General features: G+C 45.4%; 20 protein-coding genes and 1 CRISPR repeat array. Of the genes, 13 read left to right on the top strand and 7 right to left on the bottom strand.

Annotated elements, in window-relative coordinates:
- Positions 1–98: 98 nt before the first annotated feature.
- The 13 genes from C1A02_RS12800 (at position 99) to C1A02_RS12745 (ending at position 18,683) form a co-directional block, all read left to right on the top strand.
- Positions 99–1,844 carry a leucine-rich repeat domain-containing protein gene (locus C1A02_RS12800; protein ID WP_101698639.1) on the top strand — a complete coding sequence of 582 codons (1,746 nt, stop codon included), beginning with the start codon at positions 99–101 and terminating at the stop codon, positions 1,842–1,844.
- Positions 1,845–2,341: 497 nt separating this feature from the next.
- Positions 2,342–4,753 carry a CRISPR-associated helicase/endonuclease Cas3 gene (locus tag C1A02_RS12795; protein ID WP_101698638.1) on the top strand — a complete coding sequence of 804 codons (2,412 nt, stop codon included), beginning with the start codon at positions 2,342–2,344 and terminating at the stop codon, positions 4,751–4,753.
- A gap of 14 nt (positions 4,754–4,767) precedes the next feature.
- Positions 4,768–5,535: a type I-C CRISPR-associated protein Cas5c gene (gene cas5c / locus C1A02_RS12790; protein ID WP_101698637.1), complete on the top strand. Its 768-nt coding sequence runs from the start codon at positions 4,768–4,770 to the stop codon at positions 5,533–5,535.
- Entirely contained in the window at positions 5,501–7,381 is a 1,881-nt protein-coding gene (gene cas8c / locus C1A02_RS12785; protein WP_101698636.1) for a type I-C CRISPR-associated protein Cas8c/Csd1, read from the top strand. Before cas5c ends, cas8c begins: the two co-directional genes overlap by 35 nt.
- Positions 7,368–8,228, top strand: coding sequence for a type I-C CRISPR-associated protein Cas7/Csd2 (gene cas7c / locus C1A02_RS12780; RefSeq protein ID WP_101698635.1), 861 nt, complete (start codon positions 7,368–7,370; stop codon positions 8,226–8,228). The genes cas8c and cas7c overlap by 14 nt, the downstream gene beginning before the upstream one ends.
- Positions 8,218–8,889 (top strand): CRISPR-associated protein Cas4, encoded by a 672-nt coding sequence (cas4, locus tag C1A02_RS12775; RefSeq protein WP_101698634.1) that lies wholly within the window; start codon positions 8,218–8,220, stop codon positions 8,887–8,889. Before cas7c ends, cas4 begins: the two co-directional genes overlap by 11 nt.
- A complete protein-coding gene (gene cas1c / locus C1A02_RS12770) occupies positions 8,886–9,917 on the top strand; it encodes a type I-C CRISPR-associated endonuclease Cas1c (RefSeq protein ID WP_101698633.1) in 1,032 nt (343 codons plus the stop codon). Before cas4 ends, cas1c begins: the two co-directional genes overlap by 4 nt.
- A 3-nt stretch (positions 9,918–9,920) precedes the next feature.
- On the top strand, positions 9,921–10,211 hold the full coding sequence (gene cas2, locus C1A02_RS12765; protein ID WP_101698632.1) for a CRISPR-associated endonuclease Cas2: 291 nt from the start codon (positions 9,921–9,923) through the stop codon (positions 10,209–10,211).
- Between the two features lie 158 nt (positions 10,212–10,369).
- Positions 10,370–12,601: a CRISPR direct-repeat array (repeat unit 33 nt; unit sequence GTCGTCCCTCACACGAGGGACGTGGATTGAAAT).
- Between the two features lie 215 nt (positions 12,602–12,816).
- On the top strand, positions 12,817–12,972 hold the full coding sequence (locus C1A02_RS13580) for a hypothetical protein (protein WP_164997224.1): 156 nt from the start codon (positions 12,817–12,819) through the stop codon (positions 12,970–12,972).
- Between the two features lie 240 nt (positions 12,973–13,212).
- Positions 13,213–14,190 (top strand): helix-turn-helix domain-containing protein, encoded by a 978-nt coding sequence (locus tag C1A02_RS12760; RefSeq protein WP_243578016.1) that lies wholly within the window; start codon positions 13,213–13,215, stop codon positions 14,188–14,190.
- A 346-nt stretch (positions 14,191–14,536) separates the two neighbouring features.
- Positions 14,537–16,288: an ABC transporter ATP-binding protein gene (locus C1A02_RS12755; protein WP_101698631.1), complete on the top strand. Its 1,752-nt coding sequence runs from the start codon at positions 14,537–14,539 to the stop codon at positions 16,286–16,288.
- 15 nt (positions 16,289–16,303) lie between these two features.
- On the top strand, positions 16,304–18,037 hold the full coding sequence (locus tag C1A02_RS12750) for an ABC transporter ATP-binding protein (RefSeq protein WP_101698630.1): 1,734 nt from the start codon (positions 16,304–16,306) through the stop codon (positions 18,035–18,037).
- Between the two features lie 208 nt (positions 18,038–18,245).
- On the top strand, positions 18,246–18,683 hold the full coding sequence (locus tag C1A02_RS12745; RefSeq protein ID WP_164997223.1) for a metal-dependent transcriptional regulator: 438 nt from the start codon (positions 18,246–18,248) through the stop codon (positions 18,681–18,683).
- A gap of 173 nt (positions 18,684–18,856) precedes the next feature.
- Here C1A02_RS12745 and C1A02_RS12740 read toward each other — a convergent pair whose 3' ends face one another.
- From C1A02_RS12740 to eutM, 7 genes are all read right to left on the bottom strand, one after another.
- Entirely contained in the window at positions 18,857–19,642 is a 786-nt protein-coding gene (locus C1A02_RS12740) for a hypothetical protein (protein WP_101698628.1), read from the bottom strand.
- Positions 19,643–19,725: 83 nt separating this feature from the next.
- Positions 19,726–20,007, bottom strand: a complete 282-nt coding sequence (locus tag C1A02_RS12735) for a BMC domain-containing protein (protein WP_101698627.1) — start codon at positions 20,005–20,007, stop codon at positions 19,726–19,728.
- Between the two features lie 80 nt (positions 20,008–20,087).
- On the bottom strand, positions 20,088–21,245 hold the full coding sequence (locus tag C1A02_RS12730; RefSeq protein WP_164997222.1) for a 1-propanol dehydrogenase PduQ: 1,158 nt from the start codon (positions 21,243–21,245) through the stop codon (positions 20,088–20,090).
- Positions 21,246–21,276: 31 nt separating this feature from the next.
- On the bottom strand, positions 21,277–21,720 hold the full coding sequence (locus tag C1A02_RS12725) for a EutQ-related cupin domain-containing protein (protein ID WP_101698625.1): 444 nt from the start codon (positions 21,718–21,720) through the stop codon (positions 21,277–21,279).
- A 21-nt stretch (positions 21,721–21,741) separates the two neighbouring features.
- A complete protein-coding gene (locus C1A02_RS12720) occupies positions 21,742–22,845 on the bottom strand; it encodes an ethanolamine utilization protein EutH (protein ID WP_101698624.1) in 1,104 nt (367 codons plus the stop codon).
- Positions 22,846–22,894: 49 nt separating this feature from the next.
- On the bottom strand, positions 22,895–23,164 hold the full coding sequence (locus C1A02_RS12715; RefSeq protein ID WP_101698623.1) for a EutN/CcmL family microcompartment protein: 270 nt from the start codon (positions 23,162–23,164) through the stop codon (positions 22,895–22,897).
- A gap of 56 nt (positions 23,165–23,220) precedes the next feature.
- Positions 23,221–23,499, bottom strand: coding sequence for an ethanolamine utilization microcompartment protein EutM (eutM, locus tag C1A02_RS12710; protein WP_101698622.1), 279 nt, complete (start codon positions 23,497–23,499; stop codon positions 23,221–23,223).
- Positions 23,500–23,889 lie beyond the last annotated feature (390 nt).

Below are 23,889 nucleotides of genomic sequence, written 5' to 3'. Positions count from 1 at the left end.
TTGCAGCGTACTGAGCTATAATAGTTTGAGCAAAAGGCTCCATTTTGCGGATACATATCGAGCTCTTTTGTTAAAAATGACAAGCGAGGGCGTATTTTATGAAAAACGTGGTAAGGATGATCTCATGTCTGTTGATATTGGTCATCATGGGCACCGTCAGCGGATTAGAAATCTATGCTGACCAAATAAACCCGTTTCAAATTGAAAACGGAGTTTTGGTAAAGTACACGGGAAACGATACAGAGGTAACGATTCCTGACGGTGTAAAAAAGATAGGCGATGAAGCTTTTCTCTCTCAGTCTCAATTAAAAAAAATTATCATTCCCGACACGGTAACCACCATTGGGAAAAACGCTTTTCGCTATTGTGGAAGCCTGTCTGAAATTTCAATTCCCAGCAGTGTGAAAACAATAGAAAGTGGGGCATTTACCCAGTGCCGATCCTTATCCAGCATTGTGATTCCCCACGGCATTACCGAGATTTCAGACAGCCTGTTTTATTATTGCACGGGCCTGAAAAACATTGTTCTTCCCAACACGATTCAAACCATTGGAAAGAGTGCCTTTTGGGAATGTTCCAGTTTGGCAGAAATCACTCTTCCAAATAGTTTGGTTGAAATCAAAGACCTCGCATTTTATGCCTGCGCGCAATTGAATCATGTGGTCATCCCCAACAGTGTTACCAGCCTGGGCAACGCCGCTTTTTCCAACTGCCGCAGTTTAAATGATATTACGCTCTCAAAGAATATCACCACACTGAAGGGCGGCACATTTGCTGAAACTGCGTTTACCTCTTTTACTGTTCCAAATCATATTACAAGCATGGAGTATAGTATCTTTATCTCTTGTCAGAAGCTAAAAAGCGTTACGATTCCAGACAGTGTAAAAAGCATAGGAGATACCATTTTTGCAAGCTGCAGTCAATTAGAAAGCGTTGTGATTCCAGACAGCATTACCCAGTTGGGCAATTCATTGTTTAGTGAATGTATTAATTTGAAATCTGTCAGGCTGCCCAAAACATTAACCTCTCTTGGCAGAAACACATTTGTTAATTGTGACAGTTTGGAAAGCATCACCATACCGCAAGGGGTCACCCGCATTGATAACTATGCCTTTATGAAATGTGACCGTTTGAAAAATGTTGTGATTCCAAATAGCGTCACCGAAATTGGTTATTCTGCCTTTGAAGATTGCATCGGGTTAACCAACCTATCACTGCCTGGCAGCGTAAAAAAAATTGAAAAACGTGCTTTGTATAATTGCAAAAAGATTGTGAGTCTGGAAATTCCCAATAGCGTTACCAATATTGATTGTGATCTTTTGGGAAATTTGAAAAATTTACAAAGTCTGTTTGTTCCGGACAGTGTTGTAAATATTGGGGCCCCCTCTCCTCTTCAGGATCTAAGCAAACTTACCATTAGCGGGTATGAAAACAGCGAAATTCAAAGATTTTCTTGTATAGCGAGAAGTATTAACTTTCGTTCTCTTGGTGCATCCCCCGGCAAAATAACATATAACGGTATTGATTATCAAGGTTCGGTTATGGTAGACACCAAAACCTATGAAATGAAGCCAAAAGACATTTACGATATTGGAGTCAAACCGGCAGGCTTTGGCCATATGCGAACCATTAAAGTGGTATCTTCCCGCAGCGGAATTGCTACCGTAAATAAACTGCCCAACGGAAATTACCGGGTAACCGGAGTAAACCCGGGAACCACTTTTATTATGATTACGGTATATGAGGGTGAGAAAGAAATCACCCACGCATCGGTCAAAGTGACAGTAGAACAAGGGGTTAAAGCGCACGGAACCGCCACCAGAAACACCAGCTATTTTAATTAGTGTTTCATTATAGAAAATAAACCTTTCTGGTTTTCAGGAATATTCATGCGCCATTCGATTTGCTATGGGAAACACAATTCGTTCTTAAAAACTGTTACCCCTTTTAAAGCCTAACAAAACGGAATGACCCACAAAAAAAGCCTCACGAAGCAAATTCGCTTCGTGAGGCTTTTTTGTTGCAGTGGCTTTTCGATAGATAGCTTGAAATGAAAAGGCCATAATCATCCGAATGTGTGTTTCTTTGAAGATCTGCACTTTATTCTTTATTCACAAATTACATTCCGTTAATTTCATAAATATAAATCATTTTGTCAATTTCAAATTGAAAATGGGTAAATTTGTCAGTATAATAGATACAACAGAAGCTTTTGGAGCACCCACAAGCTTCATCATTCTGAAAGACCACAAGAGAAAAACGATATCATGATACAAATAATATCGGATTCGATTTGGCCAGTGATCTTGTTCACTGAGGATAAGGAAAAGAAGGGAACTGCATGGCGAAATATCTGGCGCACATTACTCAAGTCAACGGCAAAAGAACAGAGCAGCCATTATCAAGTCACTTGTTTCATGTCGCGGACTACGCCGCTCAAAAGCTAAGAGGAATGAATTTATATTACACGGCCTATCTGGCCGGGCTGCTGCACGACATGGGAAAATACACTGCTAAATATCAAGATTATTTAGAACGCGCCGCAAGCGGAGAAGAGGTAAGTCGCGGCAGTGTAAACCATACCTTTTGCGGGTGCATCTACCTGCTTCAAAAGTATCATACCGAAAGGCCACTTGGCCTTGATACAATCACCTGCGAAATTCTTGTGTATGCCATTGGGGCACATCATGGGCAGTTTGACTGTGTCACGCTCAATAACACCAGTGGATTTGAACACCGGCTGAAAAAAGATGCGAAAGAAATAGACTATGACAAAGCGGTAGAAACCTTTCACGAAAACTGTGCCTCAACAGAAGAAATCGACCGCCTGTTTTCGTTCGCACAAAAAGAAATTACTGCATTGTTTGAACTGTTTAAAACACGTTTCAAAAAATCCAGATCTCAAATCAGCTTTTTAATGGGGCTGACTGCCCGAATGGTATTATCGGCAGTTATAGACGGTGACCGACGGGATACGGCGGAATTTATGAACGATTCTCATCTGAATTACCGCGACGGTTCTAATGCGCTTTGGTCAGAACAAATTGCCTATTTAGAGCAAAAAATCAAAGATTTTGATGCGGTGACCCCCATTAACCGGGCAAGAAGCTATTTTTCAGACCAATGCCGGGAATTTGCGCAAAAGCAAAGCGGCGGAATTTACCGGCTAACGCTGCCTACCGGCGCCGGCAAAACGCTTTCAGCGCTTCGCTATTCCCTTTATCACGCAAAAGAACATCGCAAAAAGCGAATTTTATTTGTGATTCCTCTTCTGAGTATTTTAGATCAGAACAGCGCCGTAATCCAAAATTACATACAAGATCAAACTATTTTGACTGAACATCATTCCAATGTGGTGAAAACCTTTGAAAATCTAGAAAAACTGGACACATACGAGCTGTGTACTGAAACTTGGGAATCCCCCATCATCATCACCACACTGGTGCAGCTTTTAAACACTCTGTTTTCAGATAAAACAACTGCCGTGCGCCGCATGAGCGCATTGTCAGAAGCCGTCATTGTCATTGACGAAGTGCAGTCCCTGCCGAAAAAAACGATGAACTTATTCACCATGGCGCTGAATTTTCTTGCTTATGGCTGTGGTGCAACCATCGTATTATCCTCTGCGACCTCACCCTGCTTTGACGAAACCACTATGCCGCTGCAATATTCCGTACCCGCTGATATTGTACCGTATGAAAAAGTGGTCTTTGACGTATTTCAGCGAACCAAAATTATCGATAAAACCACACCGTATGGAATGTCTGTAGAAGATTTGGCCGACTTTTCTCTGGATTTATTCGAACAGATCTCTTCCCTTTTAATCATTTGCAACACCAAAGAAAGTGCATTCAGACTGTACAGAGAATTTTGCCAGCGCCACAGTGACTACAAGATATTTCATCTTTCCGCCGCAATGTGTATGGCACACAGAACCGACACCCTGGCTCGCATCAACTCCGCCTTAAAAAACAAAGAAAAAATATTGTGTATCTCCACCCAGTTGGTGGAAGCTGGAGTTGATTTTTCTTTTGAAAGCGTTATCCGTATGGCGGCAGGGATTGATAATATTGCCCAAGCGGCCGGACGCTGTAACCGCAGCAACGATTTTGGCGGTATCTGCGCCGTCTATGTGGTCAATTTAAGTCAGGATGTGGAAAGACTGGGGATGCTGCAAGAAATTAAGGCGGCTCAGCGGTGTGCCAAACAGCTGCTGTATCAGTTTGCGCAAGACCCCATCCCCTATGACGGTGACCTGCTCAGCGATAAAAGTATTTTAAACTATTATCAGCTTCTGTTTCACGATATGGATATCAAAGGAAAATTCAGCTACCCGCAAAAACTGCCGTACGGCAAAATCGAAAACCTGTTTGATTTGCTTGCAGAGAACCCGTTGCATACAAAGCGTCCGGAATTTACAGGAAAATACTTTCTGAACCAGGCGTTTAAAACAGCCGGATCCTATTTTCAGGTCTTTGATGAAAACACAACCGAGGTCATAGTGCCATATAACGCAGAAGCAGAAAAAGTAATCGCAGATCTCTTTTCGCAAAAAGCTGCCCATGATTCTGCTTTTGTAAAAACATGCATAGAAAAAGCAAAACCCTTTACCATACAGATTTTTGAATACCAAAACAAAAAGCTGCGGGAATACGGGATGTTATCGTCACCGGACGAAGGGCGTTTCACTGTTTTAAATGAACAGTGTTACCATCCGGAAACCGGATTGGTCATTGAAAATTTTATTTTTTGAAAGGAGGTATTCGGGTGCAGCATAAAAACATCGTAGAGTTTGAAGTTCATGGGGATTATGCATTGTTTTCTGATCCCATCACTCGTGTGGGGGGCGAGAAGTTTACCTATCAAGTGCCAACTTACGAAGCGGTAAAAGGCATTTTGCAAAGTGTATATTGGAAACCCAGTCTGATTTGGATCATTGACTCTGTGCGTGTCATGAACCAGATACAAACCGAAACCAAAGGAATCCGCCCGATTAAATACCAACACGGCGCCAATGAAACGAGCAACGATCTTTCTTATTACACCTATTTAAAAGACTGCTGTTATCAGGTGAGGGCCCATTTTATCTGGAACGAAAACCGCCCCGAATTAGCCGGCGACCGCAATGAAAACAAACACCACAACATTGCCAAACGGATGATTGCACGCGGCGGACGAAGAGATGTTTTTCTTGGAACACGGGAATGCCAAGCCTATGTGGAACCTTGCATCTTCGGCAACGGAACCAGCTTTTACGACGAAACACCCCAGTTGGATTTCGGAATGATGTACCATGGAATCACCTATGCCGACGAGGCTTATTCCGATGAAACCAAAGGCAAAATGACCGTGCGGCTGTGGCGGGCAGTAATGAAAAAAGGTGTGATTGATTTTATTCCGCCACAAGAATGTATTCACCGCCCGGTTCGAGAGATGGAGGTAAAACCGTTTGGGGAAGAGCTGAACAATTTTACGCCGATTGCATCAGGAGGGGATTTTTATGGCATGGACGAACACGCTCTATCAAACCTATGAAGCAAATGCCCATATGGCCGGAAAATCGGCAGAAGGTGTGCCGCTTTCTCTGGTAGCCCATATGACAGCTAACGCCCAGATTGAAATTCTTATCAATCTGAATGGGGAGTTTTGCGGTGCATATCCGGTAGAGAAAGAAAAAGCAAAAACCATTATTCCGGTTACAGAAACCTCTGCTTCCCGCTCCAGCGGCGTCGCACCGCATGCACTGTGCGATACCCTGTCTTATGTTGCCGGGGATTTCGGAGAATATCTTTCTAATCAAAAGGCCGCAGAAAAAGCTTCTGAAAAATTCGAGAAATATATTTCCGCACTAAAAAGCTGGGCAGACTCCCCTTTCTCTCACCCAAAAGTGCAGGCGGTCTACCTTTATGCCGCAAAAAAACAAATGGCTCACGACTTGATTTTATCGAAAATTTTAGAAACTGCCGACGGAGTGTTTCTGGATAAAAAAATCAACGGAACCATCTATGAAAAAGCACTGGTGCGTTTTCGGTTCATCGACTGCCAACCAGATGCCGTTTGGCAGGATGAATCCCTGTTTCACTGCTATACCCAATATTATATTTCCTCTCAAAACAGCGAAGAGGATATTTGTTACCTGACCGGCAGCCCCGGCACCCTATCCACAAATCACCCGAAAGGCATCGTTGCCGCTAACTACGGAGCAAAACTCATTTCATCCAACGACAAGGTGAATTTCACCTTTCGCGGGCGGTTCGCTTCTTCTGAGCAAGCGTGCGCCATCAGCTATGAGGCAACCCAAAAGGTACACAATGCGCTGACATGGCTTGCAGCCAGACAAGGCGTAACCATTGGGAAACAGGAGAAACGCACCTATATCTGCTGGAACCCAAACGGAAAAAAAGTGGTTGACTTGGAAGATCCCCTGGGGCTGGAGGATGACGGCGAACCGCGAGCCTATACCGAAGAGGAATACAAAACGCGCTTGATTCGAACCCTGAACGGCCACCGCGACGAACTGGAAAATAACGATGATATTGTTATCATCGGTCTGGATGCCGCCACAACCGGGCGTCTTTCCGTAATCTATTACAACGAGCTCAAAGCCTCTGATTTCTACGATCGTCTAACCCATTGGGGAACCACCTGTTTTTGGTACTTTACACGCTTTACGCCTGAAAAAAAGCCCTATACCACTGTGCTGACTCCGTTGACAAAGCAGATTGTTCTTTGTGCATTCGGAACGGAACAAGGCAATTTTCTGGAAACCAGCGACAAGCTTATGAAGGAACAATGGCAGCGAATCATCCACTGTATGCTGGATCAAAAGCCAATTCCCCGGGACATCATTCAGGCATTGGCTCACCGCGCTTCTTCGCCGCAGGCTTTTTCTTACGGCAACCATGAGCGGATTCTTTCAACAGCCTGTGCGCTGATTGCGAAATATTACAGAGGAAAAGGAGCGAACATCCAAATGTCACTTGATGATAAAAATACCGACAGAAGCTATCTGTTCGGGCGGCTTCTCGCCGTGCTTGAAAAAACAGAACGCGCCGCATTCTCCCCCGGGGAAACACGAGAGCCAAACGCCATTCGCCTGCAAAGTGCCTATGTCAATCATCCCATGAGCACCTGGAAATTGCTGGAGGAAAAATTAAATCCTTATTTTCAGAGGATGAACCCGGGCTCCAGAAAATATTATAAAGATATTATTTCAGAAATCGCAGAAAAGCTAACCGCATCTATGAACGATCCAGAACAGCTCAATCGCCCCCTGGAAGAATTGTATCTCATTGGATATTATCTGCAGCGGACAGAGCTGAATGCATACAAAAACGATAAGAATAACAACAGGGAGGAACAAGAAAATGAAAACGCTTGAAAATAAGATTGATTTTGTCGTACTCGTTTCGGTGACCAATGCTAACCCCAACGGCGATCCGCTCAACGGAAACCGTCCGCGCACAACTTATACCGGCAACGGAGAAATATCAGATGTCTGCATCAAACGGAAGCTGCGCAATCGGCTTCAGGATATGGGCGAAAATATTTTTGTCCAGTCTGACGATCGCTGTGATGACGGGTGCAACAGCCTGAGCGATCGCGCCGGAAAAAACATCATCTCTTACACCTCAAAGGATGACTATGCTGATCAGGCTTGCAGTAAATGGTTTGACGTCAGAGCGTTCGGACAGGTTTTTGCTTACAAAAAAAGCAAGGATAAAGAAAAAGACAGCGTTTCAGTGGGGGTTCGCGGGCCGGTATCCATCCATCAAGCAATCAGCATTTCTCCGGTGGACATCAACAGTATGCAGATCACCAAGAGCGTAAACAGCGAACCAACCGACGACGGCAAAAAGAGCTCTGACACCATGGGTTCAAAGCATATGGTTGAATTCGGATTATATAAACTCAAAGGTGCCATCAACGTTCAGTTGGCAGAAAAAACCGGTTTTACCGAGCAGGATGCCGAAACAATAAAAGAATGCCTGCGTACCCTGTTCATCAACGACAGTTCTGCAGCAAGACCGGACGGAAGCATGGAGGTGATCCGCCTTTACTGGTGGAATCACAATAATAAAATCGGCCAGTACTCTTCCGCCAAAGTACATAACTCTATTCAAATCACACCCAAAGACGAAGTGGCCTATCCAAAATCCGTAGAGGACTATAACATTACAATCACAACACTGGATGGTCTTGAGCCGGAAATTATCGATGGCATATAACGAAGATGATTTTCTCATGCTTTCGGGAATACAGCACTTTGCATTTTGCCGCCGACAGTGGGCACTAATTCATATCGAACAGCTTTGGGAAGAAAATCTGCGCACGGTTGAAGGGAATTTGCTGCACGAAAACTGTCATGATGGCTATTCCTCTGAAAGCCGAAAAGAAGTATTCCTTTCTCGCGGCATGCCTGTTTTTTCCCGCAGTCTGGGTGCCAGCGGCGAATGTGACATTGTTGAATTCCGAACATCTGCCGACGGCATTGCGCTTCATGGCCGCAATGGCCTTTATACAGTTTATCCGGTAGAATATAAGCACGGGGAACCCAAAGATAACGATATCGATATTCTTCAATTGGCGGCACAGGCAATTTGTCTGGAAGAAATGTTAAGCTGTGAAATTCCTTCTGGAGCAATCTTCTATGGCAAAATAAAACGGCGGCAAAAGGTGGAACTGACTGCAGAATTAAAAGAACGCGTCAGGTGCCTGTTTGATGAGATGCACGGCTATTATCATCGTGGATATGTCCCAAAGGTCAAACCCAGCAAAAGCTGCAATGCCTGTTCGCTGAAAAACCTTTGCCTGCCAAAACTGTGCAAGGTAAAATCTGTCCGGACTTATCTGGAGCAGAACTTGGGTACTGAGGAGGCACAAACGTGAAAAAACTTCTAAACACACTTTATGTCACCACAGAAAATACCTACCTTGCTCTGGATGGAGAAAATGTGGTGATTCAAAGTGACGGCAATACACTGGGGCGGCTGCCCTTGCATATGATTGACGGAATCATGGCTTTTGGCTACATTGGCGCAAGCCCTGCACTGATGGGAAAATGTGCTGAAATGAATAAGTCTCTGGTGTTTTTTAAGCCCAGCGGACGATTTCTGGCCAAAGTTACGGGAAAATCTTATGGAAATATTCTGCTTCGCCGCCAGCAATACCGCATTTGCGATCATCCGGAACAATCGCTGGCAATCGCGAAAAATATAATTTCTGCCAAGCTCGCCAACAGCAATGCCGTTCTCAGCCGCGCAGTTCGCGACCATGCAATGCGGATTGACACCGAAAAATTCACTCAGGTGGGTTCTGCGCTTCAAAGTGGAAAAGTGAAAGCCTATCATGCCTCAAGTGCCGATAGCCTGCGCGGGCTGGAGGGAGAATGTGCCAGCCTTTATTTTTCAGTATTTGATGCTATGATTTTGCAGCAAAAAGATGACTTCTTTTATCATGGGCGGTCACGCCGCCCTCCTATGGACAATGTCAATGCGCTGCTTTCATTTTCATACAGCCTGCTTACTTCTATGTGTGTCAGTGCACTGGAAGCAGTCGGGCTTGATGCGTATGCCGGTGTCTATCACACAGAAAGGCCGGGCAGATGTTCTTTGGCACTGGATATGCTGGAAGAATTCCGTGCACCATTCGCCGATCGCTTTGTGCTGACAATCATCAATAAAAAGAGTATTTGCGGCAAAGACTTTTTGAAAAAAGAAAACGGCGCAATTCTGCTGACCGAAGAGGGACGAAAAAAGTTTTTATCCCTATGGCAGCAGAAAAAGAAAGAAGAAATCATGCACCCTTTTTTGCAGGAAAAAGTGGAATGGGGGCTTTTACCGTATGTACAAGCCATGTTGCTGGCAAAACAGATTCGCGGAGATATTGACGAATATCCACCATTTATCTGGAGGTAAACTATGCTGGTTCTCATCACCTATGATGTGAATACCGAAGACGCCAAGGGCAGCAAGCGATTGCGCAAGGTGGCAAAAATTTGTGTTAATTATGGACAAAGGGTGCAAAATTCTGTGTTTGAGTGTCTTTTGACCCCTGCCGAACTTTGTATTGTAAAAAATCAACTGCTCAGTGCTATGGATGACACCAAAGACAGTTTGCGGATTTATAATCTTGGAAACAGCTATAAAACGCGTATTGAGCATTATGGTGCCAAACAAACATATTCCCCGGAAGAGCCGATGATTTTTTAACGCGAATCATAAGCGCACAGAGAATCCTTGGGGGATTCGCACACGTAAATTTGTAATTTATTTTAAAAAATATACTATTAGTATACATTATATTTTCTTCTATGTTGAAATACTTCTAAATATTAACCTTAAATTCCCCTAGATTTGTTTGTTTCGCAGTCGTCCCTCACACGAGGGACGTGGATTGAAATTTCGCAAGTTGCCCTTGAGAAGCACATGCGGGAGTCGTCCCTCACACGAGGGACGTGGATTGAAATTCAAGAAGAATGATCGTAGGCTTCCCGGCTCCGAGTCGTCCCTCACACGAGGGACGTGGATTGAAATTTCTTCTGCCGGGCCGCGATGCCCTTGAGCCCCTGTCGTCCCTCACACGAGGGACGTGGATTGAAATGCCGGAAACCTCGGGACGATCGAGATGCTCTTTGGTCGTCCCTCACACGAGGGACGTGGATTGAAATCAAAAATCCTGCACATTGACAACGGCAAGGACTGTCGTCCCTCACACGAGGGACGTGGATTGAAATAACGAACACGAAAGGAGCCTTAACATGGCAAGAGTCGTCCCTCACACGAGGGACGTGGATTGAAATGCAAGATCAAGGCCCGCAAGCTGAAAGACTGCAGTCGTCCCTCACACGAGGGACGTGGATTGAAATTTTAAGCCTGTCATAAATCGTATTCAAGATTAGTCGTCCCTCACACGAGGGACGTGGATTGAAATATCAGGTCGTTATGGGGCTTGTCCACCATTACGGTCGTCCCTCACACGAGGGACGTGGATTGAAATAGAATTGGATGGATTCGGTTGATATTGATAAACGTCGTCCCTCACACGAGGGACGTGGATTGAAATCCGCAGATACCGTCTATCATCCTCATGTAACAGGTCGTCCCTCACACGAGGGACGTGGATTGAAATCCACTGCTGCACAACAGGCATATCCCCGACCGTGTCGTCCCTCACACGAGGGACGTGGATTGAAATAAAAGCCCCCACATATTGTGTGTTGATATTTTTGTCGTCCCTCACACGAGGGACGTGGATTGAAATGCAAGCATCCCTACACGATGTGTGTGATCTCATTGTCGTCCCTCACACGAGGGACGTGGATTGAAATAAACTACCAGTACGCTTATATTCTTCTACCGCATGTCGTCCCTCACACGAGGGACGTGGATTGAAATATGGCCTCTTTGATGATATTGTATTGCTTGGGAGGTCGTCCCTCACATGAGGGACGTGGATTGAAATTATTTGTCCGAATCTAAGGTTTTTGGCAATATGCGGTCGTCCCTCACATGAGGGACGTGGATTGAAATGAACAGTGGGAGACACTTTAGGTGAAGCTATCACCGTCGTCCCTCACATGAGGGACGTGGATTGAAATTCCGATGCGCTCCCAATCGCCGTCCCAAACAATGTCGTCCCTCACATGAGGGACGTGGATTGAAATCCCATAGCGGACTATGGAGTGGATACCGAGATAGTCGTCCCTCACATGAGGGACGTGGATTGAAATAGCTTGTTTGTGCATATGAACATTTTAAGGATTTGTCGTCCCTCACACGAGGGACGTGGATTGAAATACTGGACAATCAAATCTGTAAAACTCTATGAGGTCGTCGTCCCTCACACGAGGGACGTGGATTGAAATGGCCGTGGCAATAATACAGCCCCGCGGCAATACGGTCGTCCCTCACACGAGGGACGTGGATTGAAATACGATTCGGAATTTGATACCACTGGTCTGATTTGTCGTCCCTCACACGAGGGACGTGGATTGAAATACAAGCATTGCTTGGAAAAGGCGCAACTGCCGGGTCGTCCCTCACACGAGGGACGTGGATTGAAATTGCTGGGTTTTATGTGAAGTTTTTGGCTGATGTGTCGTCCCTCACACGAGGGACGTGGATTGAAATTGGCGTTTGAATCTTAGGATACTTATTTAATTTTGTCGTCCCTCACACGAGGGACGTGGATTGAAATTGTGCCGCCCTATGGTTATAATAAAGTCAAAATAGTCGTCCCTCACACGAGGGACGTGGATTGAAATTGTGCTAAGCCCAAGTGCTCCTAAAATTGCGACCGTCGTCCCTCACACGAGGGACGTGGATTGAAATATTAAAAGTAAGGGAATCATCAACCCGAACGGAGTCGTCCCTCACATGAGGGACGTGGATTGAAATCGTCCAACAGCACCACTACATTAACCACGCAGTGTCGTCCCTCACACGAGGGACGTGGATTGAAATAGAGATAACCACCTATTACGGCAGCAGCGGGCGCAGTCGTCCCTCACACGAGGGACGCGGATTGAAATATCCAGCAGGAGGAAGCAGAACCTGATGCCCAACTGGTCGTCCCTCCCATGAGGGACGTGGATTGAAATAGCAAAGACCGCCTTTCCCCTATGTTGCACGACGTCATCCCTTACCCCAAAAATAGATGCGTGAGTTAATGATACAATTCCAAACCGGAGCTTGTTCGTTTTGACGATTGTTCTCACTTCTCGTCGGACTTCTTTCCCCGGGCAGCTGATTCATTCACACCTGAGACACATTTGTCATGTATTATGTAAACAAACAGAATGATGGGAGTGAGAATATGGGCAACAATGCAAAGGCAGTCTTGCAAAGCAAATTGATTGTATATTCTGTTTGTTACCAAGAAGCGAAGAAAACCAAAGACCTGAAACGCATGGTGCTTCTGGGAACCATCATCAACGACCTGCATAACGAAATCTCTTTGTTGGTCGACTAAGCAGCGACTCCTGCAAAACAGCGGGAGCCGCTGTTTTTTTATTTGCAAACAGAACCTCAAGAAAAGACCGTGTCCCGAATAAAAATCAGTGGTCAGAAAAATTCAGCCCTAAAAATGATAACATCTTAATTTGTGTTGTAGTGAAAATAAGCCGCATAGACAAACGACCGCAATCATGCTATGATGATTTTTAGTTAGCAGAACCTAACTGTTCAAAAAAACAAGAAGGATAAAGTTGAAATGAATATGAAATTTCAAGATACACTTGATTTTTTTAACCCCACCACTCAAAAAATTGCGCAGAAAAATGGTTGTACCGTTTATCAGATGAGCAATGATACCGGAAAAGGCGTCATTACACACTATCAGGTTGTTCCGGGTATTGAGCTGTTCTACAATAATTTCCACATGAAAAATGGCTACAACGAAAACAAACTGCCCAAACCGGATGTAATGGAAATTAATCATTGCCGTGTGGGGCGGTTTGAATGTGAATTGTCCAACGGGGACTGCATTTATTTGGGCGAAGGCGATTTGTCAATTAGTATGCTGACCAATACCACACGTGAAACCCGTTTTCCCCTTTCTCAGTATCATGGGATTTCGTTGACTTTTTATCTTCCGCAAGCCGCAAAATCCCTTGCAGCAGTGGGGGCAGCTTTTGGCGGAATGCCCATTGATTTATTCCAGATTCGAGACAAGATGTGCCAAAGTGACACCTGCCTTGTGATGCGCACCAAAGATACCATTCAACACATTTTTTCTGAACTTTACAAAACACCCACTGAACTAATGCCTTATTATTTTAAAATTAAGGTTTTAGAGCTTTTGTTTTTCCTGCACTCGACCAATCCCTCTGAATACAAACGGGAGCGCCGATACTTCTATAAAAATCAGGTGCAAACCATCAAAGAAATTCATGCTTATATGATTCAAAATTTGGGGCAACATCTAACTCTGGAGGAGTTATCTCAGCAATTTTCAATCCCCATGACCTCTATGAAAACCTGTTTTAAGGCGGTTTACGGAAGCTCGATTTACGCCTATATGAAATCTTATCGAATTCAGGCAGCCGCCGCACTTCTGCGGGAATCTGGAAAAAGCATTACCGAAATTGCTTCTCAAATGGGGTATGACAATCCCAGCAAATTTTCAGAAGCATTTAAAAAAGAAATCGGTGTTCTTCCCTCAGAATATCGAAATTTTCCTTTGGAATAACGGTAGTTCCATCTATTTAGAGCAGCAACAAAAAACATTCTGCTCATTTATCAAAAGATGCAATGACAAAAAAGAAAATTGGTTTCCTCTACTCATAAAATAGGAGGATTTGTTTTTTCTGCATTTTTTGCCGACACTGCTATCCCCTATAGATCCATTGCTTAAACCAAACACAACATGATAAACCCCGCTCATAAAGCAAATGGAAACGAGCCAAACATCTTCCTGTCGGAAAGGGGGACAAGCTGCCCCCGGGGAGTGGCAGACAACACTTAAATATTCTTATAATGGAGATTGGGATGGAGAACCCATCTCCATTCTTTTTTTGAAAGGAGCTATATTTGTAATGCGAGAACAAAAGAAACCCTTCTCCCGCTTGATGGAGCTCGCTGGGCCCCACACAAAAGGCTACGTTCTTTCCAGCCTGCTGTCTTGTGTCAGTGTTGCTGCTGGAATGATTCCATACTTTGTCGTCGCCGGAATCGTTACGAATTTGATGGCTGGTGAAACCGCCTTTTCTGTTTATTTGGGCTGGTGTGCCGTTGCCGCCGCAGGATTTTTGGCAAAGATCCTTTTTTCCAACTGGGCAACAGCAGTTTCTCACAATGCCACTTACTCTGTTTTGGAAGAAATTCGACTGTCTTTGGTCAACAAGCTGACAAAGGTTCCCATGGGGTATGTGCTCGAAACTCCATCCGGCAAACTAAAGAGCACCATTGTGGATCGAGTCGAGAGTATGGAGCCGATTCTGGCCCACTTGATTCCCGATTTAACCTCGAATCTTTTGGTTCCGGTTTTCATCTTAATTTATCTATTTGTGCTGGACTGGCGGCTGGCGCTGGCTTCGCTTCTCACCCTTCCCATCGGATTTTTATGCTACAAAGGCATGGGGAAAGGATATGCCGAAAAATTTCAGGGGCTGGTGCAGCGCATGCGCACCATGAATAATACGGTTGTGGAATATATCAACGGCATTGAAGTGATTAAAGCCTTTAACCAATCTGCCAATTCTTATGGCAAGTACGCAAAAGCAGTCAACGAAAATGCCGATTACGCCGTCAACTGGATGAAAAGTGTTCAGTGGTATAAATCTGCCATGTTCACCATTTGGCCCAGTGTTCTGGTGGGGGTGCTCCCCATCGGCTGTATATTACGCATGAACGGTTCCCTTTCTGTGCCGAATTTTATCACGGTCATCGTTCTTTCTTTGGGCATCGTCAGCCCGATTTTGGCAGCGATGAACTATACAGACAGCATCGCCCAGGTGGGAACCATCGTGGGTGAGGTATGTGAAGTTCTGGATGCGCCGGAGCTTCTAAGACCCACAGAAAAAAAGGACCTGAAAGATCGAACCATCCGGTTAGAAAATATTTGCTTCTCTTATCAAGAGGACGCAGCGGAAGAAACACAAATCCTGAAAAATATAAATTTAACCCTTCCTCCCCACACAATTACCGCTTTTGTCGGGCCTTCCGGCGGCGGCAAATCCACCATTACCAAGCTAATCGCCGGGTTTTGGGATGTGACACAGGGTTCTGTTTCCATCGGCGGGGCAGACATTCGCCAAATCCCGCAAAAACAGCTCATGGACACAATTGCCTATGTGGCTCAGGATAATTATCTGTTTGATGAAACCGTGCGGGAAAATATCCGCATGGGAAAACCAACTGCCACAGATGATGAGGTGGAAGCTGCCGCCAAAGCCTGCGGCTGTCACGATTTTATTCAGAATTTGGAAAATGGGTATGATACGGTGGTCGGGGGTGCCGGCGGGCATCTTTCCGGCGGAGAGCGGCAGCGCATTGCCATTACCCGTGCCATGCTGAAAGACGCCCCCATTGTGATTTTGGATGAGGCCACCGCCTATACGGATCCGGAAAGTGAAGCGGTCATTCAAGAATCTTTGGCAAAATTAATTGCAGGGAAAACCGTTTTGCTGATTGCCCACCGCCTTTCCACCGTAACCGATGCAGATCAACTGGTTGTGGTCAAGCAAGGGCAGATCGAAGCGGTTGGCACCCACAGCCGGCTTTTAAACATCTGTGGGCTCTACCGCGATATGTGGGAAGCGCATGTGGGCGCAAAAGATGATTTGTAAAGGGGGCAGCACACAATGATACAAACATTAAAGAAGATATTTGATTTTTCCGGCAGCATGCGCGATACGCTAAAACGCTGCGTACTGTTCGGCGTGCTTCATTCTATTTTTGATATGTTTCAAATGGGCGCACTGGCGCTGGTGTTTACCGGAATCATCAACGGTTTGAGTCAAACCACGGTGTGGGCGGCACTGGGCATGATGATCTTCAGCATTCTCGGGCGCATTCTGTGCAGCTATGCATCTGATTTCGGACAGGTAAAAACCGGCTATTTTATGTGTGCAGAAAAAAGAATTCATGTGGGTGATCGCATCAAATATATGCCGATGGGATATTTTAATGATCATAGCCTTGGCGCTTTGACTTCTACGGTAACCACCACCATGGGTGAAATTGAAAACAACGCTTCTTCTGTTTTGTCCGAATTGCTCAACGGCTTTCTTTACACGTTTATTCTTTCGATTGTTTTGCTGTTTGTGGACTGGCGGATTGGGCTTTTGGTGCTGCTAGGGGCAGTTCTGTTTCTGTGGTGCAACGCCCAGATGCAAAAAAAATCCAAAGAAATTTCGCCGCTCCGGCAACAAGCGCAAGAAAATCTGGTGGGCGCCGTGCTGGAATACATTCAGGGGCTTCTGGTGGTCAAAGCCTATAATCTGGACAGCCAATCCAACCAGAAAATCAAGAGCACCATCCGGGACAGCAAAGAGAAAAATTTAAATCTGGAACACGTGTTTCTCCCTTATGGAATTTTGCAGTCTGTCATTCTGCGGATGATGAGCATTGTTGTGATTCTTTCTTCTATCTATTTTTATCTGTCCGGCACGATGACCCTTGTGGTCTGTTTGCTGATGATCGTTGCATCCTTCCTGATTTACAACCAGCTGGAAAAAGCCGGAGAAAAATCCTTTGCGCTGCAAATTCTGGATTCCTCTATGGACAACGTAAATGAAATTGATGAAGTTCCGGTAATGGATAGCGAGGGAAAAGAACTGCATCCAGAATATTTTGATATTGAATTTTATCATGTTGATTTTTCTTTTGCCCAGCGCAAAATTTTGTCTGATATCAATCTTTTCATTCCCGAAAAAAGCACCACGGCCATTGTCGGCCCGTCGGGCAGCGGAAAAAGCACCCTGTGCAGCCTGATCGCCCGCTTTTGGGATGTGGATACAGGCAGCATCCGAATCGGCGGCTATGACGTGCGGGAGTATAAGCTGGACAGCCTTCTTTCGAACATCAGCATTGTATTCCAGAATGTTTATTTGTTTGCAGATACCATTGAAAATAACATTAAATTCGGAAACCCCGATGCAACACGGGAAGAAGTGATTGCAGCGGCAAAAAAAGCCTGCTGCCATGATTTTATTTCGGCTTTGCCCAACGGCTATCACACGGTGATCGGTGAAAACGGAGCTACCCTTTCTGGCGGAGAAAAACAGCGAATTTCCATTGCCCGGGCTATTTTAAAGGATGCCCCCATCATCATTTTGGATGAAGCCACTTCCAGTGTAGATCCGGAAAATGAGAGCCAGCTTCAAAAGGCAATTGAAGAGCTGACAAAAGATAAAACGATTCTCATGATTGCCCATCGCCTGAAAACGGTTCGCCATGCCGATCAGATTATTGTGGTGGCAGACGGCGGCATTGCTCAGCGCGGCACCCACGAAGAACTGATTCAGCAGCCAGGAATTTACTCCGATTTTGTGGGGGTGCGCAAAAAAGCCATCGGTTGGAAGCTTCATGAATGATTTTTAGAAATATTTTATTTTGAGTGGCCGCCGGGTACTAATTTATTGGAGCGATAACAGGGTACAAACCCATCAAAGGCTTCCTCTTATTCTTCTTCATTTTTTAAAGAATCTGAGTATCGCTGCACGAGAATTCTTTAAAAAAACGCATCTGAAACCCCGGCTTTTTAAAAGGATGAACAACCGTTTGAAAAGGAGGAACAGCCTCATGCATTCTCTTACCCCTTCTCAGGCGCACTATATCAAAGCCCTTTATGAGCTTTCCTTCGGAACAAATGAGGGTGTGCGCATCAGTGACATTGCCGAAAATCTCGGGCTCAGCAAAGCCAGTGTCAGCGTCGGCATGAGCAAACTGGAAAAAGAAAAGCTGGTGCGAAAAGATCAGCATCGGCAAGTTCATCTCACCCCTGCCGGGGAACGGCACGCCATCTCTTTGTTGGACAAATGTATGGTGATCCGGGATTTTTTAACCGAGGTTTTAAAAGTAGACCAACAAACTGCCGCAGCAGACGCCTGTGCCATGGAACATATTGTCAGTACAGACACACTTTGCGCTTTGTGCCGTTATCACAAATCATCAGACCATAAAACATCCTGTGCCAGCCATTGCCGGATTCCAAAAAAAGATGTCAGCAAAAGGCACTGAGAAAAGATGGAATTTAAAAGATAGACCGGCATATTTTACTCACAAAGAACCCCCGCCCCAGCCATGCATTTCACTGCACAGCTGAGACGGGGGTTCTTCGATATCTATTTTAAAACAGGGAGTCATAAGCAAAAATTACGGTTAAGGGTTATTATATTTTTTCCTGATTCCGTTTATTCCAGATCCTTTCGAGTCAGCATTTGAAACATCATAACATAGAAAAAGGATGCCAGCCGGTTCAGTCCCCGCAAAATATCCTCTTGCTGTGCCGCGCCGCAGTCATCTTGAAAAATCTTGTATGCATCCAGCGCCGTTTCGCGTGCCTGTGCCCGCAGTGTGTTGAGCAAAATGACCCCTTCCCCGTGCTCCAGACGAACAGAAAAGTGAGGGATGCCATAATACTGTTGCGGATTTTGAGAACGCTGAGAAATTTCCTCACTGCTCATCCCCAAAATGGCCGGTTCTTCCAGTTCTTTGCTTTGCACCAAGCACCGCACAATTTCCCGGGTATATTCCAAAGTGCTTCCCAATTGCTCCACCGCCTGATGCATCCCCCGCTTTTGGAAAATCAGCTGCACTTCCAGTATGCGCGCTTCCAGACTTTCCAGTTTGGAATGAAGCCGCAGCATAGAAAGAGTCTTGTTTTCCTGTTCCGGTTCCCCATTAATTTCGGCGATTGCTTTCTCCCTTTGGGCTGGCACAGACATTTGCAAATCAGCACCAGCGTCTTTTTCTTCCCTGTGGTCCACGTTACAAAAAAAATCCTGACGAGAAATGCTTGAGTGCTCTGTCTTATACGCCGGAACTTCGCCGTAACGCAAAGCAATTCTGTGCTCCCGAAGAAAATCCCGGGCAGCCGGAGTAACAACTGTGCCGTTTTCAACCCAAAATTCCTTCATCGCATCCAAATCTGTACTTTTTAATTCAAAACGAAGCTGCGATTCTGTGAGAAGACTCATTGTTTATCACATCCCTTCTCATTTCATTCCGGTGTGAAACCGAACTTTGTCATTCGGCTTCATACGTCGATGCAATAAATCAATTATTTCAGTCTGGGAAGAATCTGCTCCACTTCGCCATGGGGGCGGGGGATTACATGAACAGACACCAATTCCCCCACATTTGCGGCAGCGGCAGCCCCGGCATCGGTGGCTGCTTTCACGGCCCCCACATCGCCGCGAACCATAACAGTCACCAGACCGCCTCCAACGTGTTCTTTGCCAATCAGGGTAACATTGGCCGCTTTCACCATTGCATCTGCGGCTTCTACTGATCCTACTAATCCCTTTGTTTCAATCATTCCAAGCGCATTGCTGTTTGTCATTTGAATAACCTCCGATTCCTTCCCTGATATTTGTTTTTTCACTTGATTATTTCAGCAACTCATTTGCCGAAAAGCACCTTTTATTCTCCCCGATAGATGTCACTGAGTAAAGAGTACAGCTCTTCTCGACTCACATTCACCGGATTAGCCTTTGTGCAGGCATCTTCTAAAATCTTTGTGATGTTTTGATCCATATTCCCGAAGAAGTCCTGTTCTGAAATGCCGCAGCCGGACAGCGAAGTGGGAATTTCAAATTGCTCGCACAAAACCTTGGCGGTCATTGCCAGCTGCCAGCACAACTCTTCTTCGCTGTTTGCGGTCAGACCCAACTTTTTGGCCAATTCCGCATAGTGATGCTTTACCCCCGGCCTTTTGTACTTGCCAATGCCCGCGTTAAAGCGTATGACATAGGGCAATATAACGGCATTTGCCTTGCCATGGGGAACATGATACTGCGCGCCCATCGTGTGGGCAATTCCATGGCACAGCCCCAAACCGGAATTGGTAAAGGCCAGCCCCGCCATGGTAGAAGCGCTGTACATTTTTTCGCGCATCCGGGTCTGGTTTACATCCCGATAAAAAGGGGGCAGGCACTGAATGGTCAGGCTGGCCGCTTCCAGCGCAAACATATTGGTAAAATCATTGCGCTGGGGCGAAACATAGGCCTCTATGGCGTGCGTCAGCACATCCATTCCGGTATAGGCTATCATGTTTGCCGGCAATGTTTTGGTGAACTCCGGATCCAAAATGGCGACTGCCGGAATCATGCTGCGGTGACTCAAGGGAACTTTTACACCCTGCTGCCGATCGCTAACAACCGCGTAAGACGTAACTTCAGACCCGGTTCCGCTGGTGGTCGGGATTGCGATAAACATGGGCTGATAAATATATTGCTGTTCCATCAGTCCGCTTTTAAAGCGGACACAGAAATAAAGCATTGCCTTGGCGGCGTCAATAGCTGAACCGCCGCCAAGCGCAATCACTACCTGAGGTTTTTCCCGAAAAATAACCTGAAGCCCGGCCGCTACTGTTTCAATAGACGGATCCGGCTCAATTTTAGAAAAAACAACATATTCCATCTGATTTTGCTCCAGACGATCGGTCAAAACTTTTACGGTGCCGGAGCTCACCATATAAGGATCGGTGATGATGACCGCCTTTTTCTGGGGCAGCCGCAACAAATAGTCCAAAGAATTCTCACCGAAAAAGATCTTCGGGCATGCATCAAATCGATTCATCGTGTCACTTCCTATCCAGGAATTATTTCGTTTATTGCTCTGTCCAATTGGCGGGAGAGACCACATATAAAAAGCGCACTTTCCCTTTTGCAGAAAATGTAACCTTAGTTCCCTTGGGAATCAAAAGAAGGCTTCCGGCTTTGGAAGAAACCGTTCTTCCATCCATGATAACTTCCAGAGTACCGTCCATGATATAGTCAATTTCATCGTACTGAAGTGTCCATTCAAAGCTGGTGTCTTCCAGCTCCATAATTCCGCAGCCCATACGGGGGCTTTCTTCCTGAGAAAAAATATCTTTTAAGAAAACCCGATCACTTTCAATGGGAAACGGAAATTTTTCAAGAGTATAAGCTTTGGGATCCACAGAAATCACCCCGGAAGGGTCAACCTGTTTTGAGTCACCGTTTCCTTTCCCCATATCCTCTCGAATGATTTGGCGAATCATTTTTTCGATAAATATTTGGTCCAATTCCATCTTGTTATCTCCTCAACATAATTAAGCTGCCGCAATCTTTTTATCGTCTGTTTTGCGAACCACCAAAAGACTTGCAATGATAATGCCAATAATGCCGCCCAGCAGTTTTCCAATGATCATCGGGAATACCACAGATTGATCCTGAGCAGATGCATACCCAAGGTGATCCCCAAAGGTAAACGAAGCGCAAACTGCAAAAGCCACAGACAGAACCTTACCTTTTTCGTCCATGTCTTTCATCATTCCAAACATGGGAAGAACATTGGCAAGGCAGGCTATCATTCCGGCTGCGGCAATGTTGTTAATTCCAATCAATTTGCCCAGCGCCATCAAAGGCTTGGAAAACACGGTTGTAATAAAGTGAACCATGGGGTAAGCACCGGCCAAAGTCAGTGCAATGATGCCCACTGTTTCAATCTGCGGTGCAATGGGATCCATTCCGGGAATCACGGTGATCCCGGCCAATTCTTCCACAATCGCAGCCCCCAGGCAAACGGTGATTAAAGCTGTAATAAATTTGGCAAATACATTGAACCCTTTCAGCATTCCGTCGGGAATCACAGCCAAACCGATGGCAAACAGAATGGCCAAGCCAATGGAAGGAATTAAATTAATCAGAATATACAAAAATGGAATTCCCGCAATCAAACCAGAAACCATGGCTCCGAACGGAATGGCAATAAAGCCGGCCAAAACACCTTTCGCAAGGGCAGGTTTGTCGGCTTCCTGAATAATTCCCAAAGAAACCGGAATAGAAAACACAATGGTCGTTCCCATCATAGCGCCCACATAAATGCCGGACAAGTGCTGGATCTGAACATTGTCTGTCATCACTTTCGCCAGCGGATAACCGCCCATATCAATCGACAAAACAGAGCCGGCTATCATGGCCGGGTCACCGCCGATTAAATTGTAAAGAGGAGAAACCACGGGCGCCAAAAGATTGCCCAGAATCGGCGCAAAACACATAATTCCAAGCATGGCCAGCGCCAGCGGGCCCATTGCGATAATGCCCTCTTCAAACTGGGCGCCGTATCCAAATTTATTGTTAAATAACAGTTTGTCTGCGATACCGATTACCATAAAAAGCAAAATAATATAGAGAATGATTGTGTTAATACTCATAGAAGAATCTTCCTTTGCCAATTTAGTTTTATGGGAACACACGCTCAATTCATTCGGGAAGATCAATTTTGTCCACGATTCCCACGATGACATGATCAATCGGACTTTGGCCATCGCCAATCGTCAACCGGGCCGAACTGCCCGACACAACCAAAACCGTCTCCCCTATTCCGGCCCCAATTGTATCCACTGCAACAACCGGATAGGTAGAGGCATGGTTCTTGTATTCATACGGCTCTACCACCATCAGCTTACATCCATTTAAGCCATCATTTTTTCTTGTTGCCCAAACATTGCCGATTACCGTTCCTACCAGCATAGTGCAACCTCCTTATTCCGCCGGCCAAGCCGTGCTCCGCTCAATTAGCCAAATGCTTATTTCGTCTTGGGTAAAATAGCCTCCACTTCACTGTGGGGACGGGGAATTACATGAACAGAAATCAGTTCTCCCACCCGCTGTGCTGCGGCAGCACCTGCGTCTGTTGCCGCCTTTACTGCACCGACATCCCCACGAATCAGAACGGTTACCAAACCGCCGCCCACATGCTCTTTGCCGATTAAAGTCACATTGGCCGCTTTTACCATCGCGTCAGATGCTTCAATTGCCCCTACCAAACCTTTTGTTTCAATCATACCTAAAGCGTTTTGATTCATTGCTGAAATCCTCCTTCTTTTCTTTGGCTCTTGCTTTACTTGACATCAGAATCCATTGCTTTCGCTGTGCCTGAAATAAATTCTCTGAACGCTCTGTTCCAGTCTGCATATTTTCTTCTAAAACCAAAGAATGTTCCCGGTTTTAAAACAGAGAGCGATTCATAAGGATTCGATGCCGTCATTTACTCTCTCAAAAGCCTTGAAAACACCAGAAAAAACAGGAACACCCGTTTGTGCATCTTCTATGTGCTTATTCTTTTGAGAAATAGAAAGAAGCCCAAAAATCCCCTGAAATCAGGAATTTTTGGGCTTCTTTGCCTCAAAAACAGAATTTGTTATGCTCCGTTGCATAGCAAACTTTTTATTTTGCCGGATGATCGTATGTAAAAA

Origin of the sequence: Clostridium minihomine, assembly GCF_900240385.1 — a bacterium.
Lineage (GTDB): Bacteria > Bacillota > Clostridia > Oscillospirales > Acutalibacteraceae > Faecalispora > Faecalispora minihomine.
The sequence above is the reverse complement of the archived record's forward strand: the minus strand, read 5'-3'. Positions and strand labels throughout refer to the sequence as shown.

Coding starts and splice junctions, on each gene's coding strand:
- C1A02_RS12735 (WP_101698627.1), bottom strand. CDS start 20,007: ATGACAAACAGCAATGCGCTTGGAATGATTGAAACAAAGGGATTAGTA.
- cas4 (WP_101698634.1), top strand. CDS start 8,218: ATGGCATATAACGAAGATGATTTTCTCATGCTTTCGGGAATACAGCAC.
- C1A02_RS12795 (WP_101698638.1), top strand. CDS start 2,342: ATGGCGAAATATCTGGCGCACATTACTCAAGTCAACGGCAAAAGAACA.
- eutM (WP_101698622.1), bottom strand. CDS start 23,499: ATGAATCAAAACGCTTTAGGTATGATTGAAACAAAAGGTTTGGTAGGG.
- C1A02_RS12725 (WP_101698625.1), bottom strand. CDS start 21,720: ATGGAATTGGACCAAATATTTATCGAAAAAATGATTCGCCAAATCATT.
- C1A02_RS12740 (WP_101698628.1), bottom strand. CDS start 19,642: ATGAGTCTTCTCACAGAATCGCAGCTTCGTTTTGAATTAAAAAGTACA.
- cas8c (WP_101698636.1), top strand. CDS start 5,501: ATGGCATGGACGAACACGCTCTATCAAACCTATGAAGCAAATGCCCAT.
- C1A02_RS12715 (WP_101698623.1), bottom strand. CDS start 23,164: ATGCTGGTAGGAACGGTAATCGGCAATGTTTGGGCAACAAGAAAAAAT.
- cas7c (WP_101698635.1), top strand. CDS start 7,368: ATGAAAACGCTTGAAAATAAGATTGATTTTGTCGTACTCGTTTCGGTG.
- C1A02_RS12750 (WP_101698630.1), top strand. CDS start 16,304: ATGATACAAACATTAAAGAAGATATTTGATTTTTCCGGCAGCATGCGC.
- C1A02_RS12760 (WP_243578016.1), top strand. CDS start 13,213: ATGAATATGAAATTTCAAGATACACTTGATTTTTTTAACCCCACCACT.
- cas2 (WP_101698632.1), top strand. CDS start 9,921: ATGCTGGTTCTCATCACCTATGATGTGAATACCGAAGACGCCAAGGGC.
- C1A02_RS12745 (WP_164997223.1), top strand. CDS start 18,246: ATGCATTCTCTTACCCCTTCTCAGGCGCACTATATCAAAGCCCTTTAT.
- C1A02_RS13580 (WP_164997224.1), top strand. CDS start 12,817: ATGGGCAACAATGCAAAGGCAGTCTTGCAAAGCAAATTGATTGTATAT.
- C1A02_RS12800 (WP_101698639.1), top strand. CDS start 99: ATGAAAAACGTGGTAAGGATGATCTCATGTCTGTTGATATTGGTCATC.
- C1A02_RS12720 (WP_101698624.1), bottom strand. CDS start 22,845: ATGAGTATTAACACAATCATTCTCTATATTATTTTGCTTTTTATGGTA.
- C1A02_RS12755 (WP_101698631.1), top strand. CDS start 14,537: ATGCGAGAACAAAAGAAACCCTTCTCCCGCTTGATGGAGCTCGCTGGG.
- C1A02_RS12730 (WP_164997222.1), bottom strand. CDS start 21,245: ATGAATCGATTTGATGCATGCCCGAAGATCTTTTTCGGTGAGAATTCT.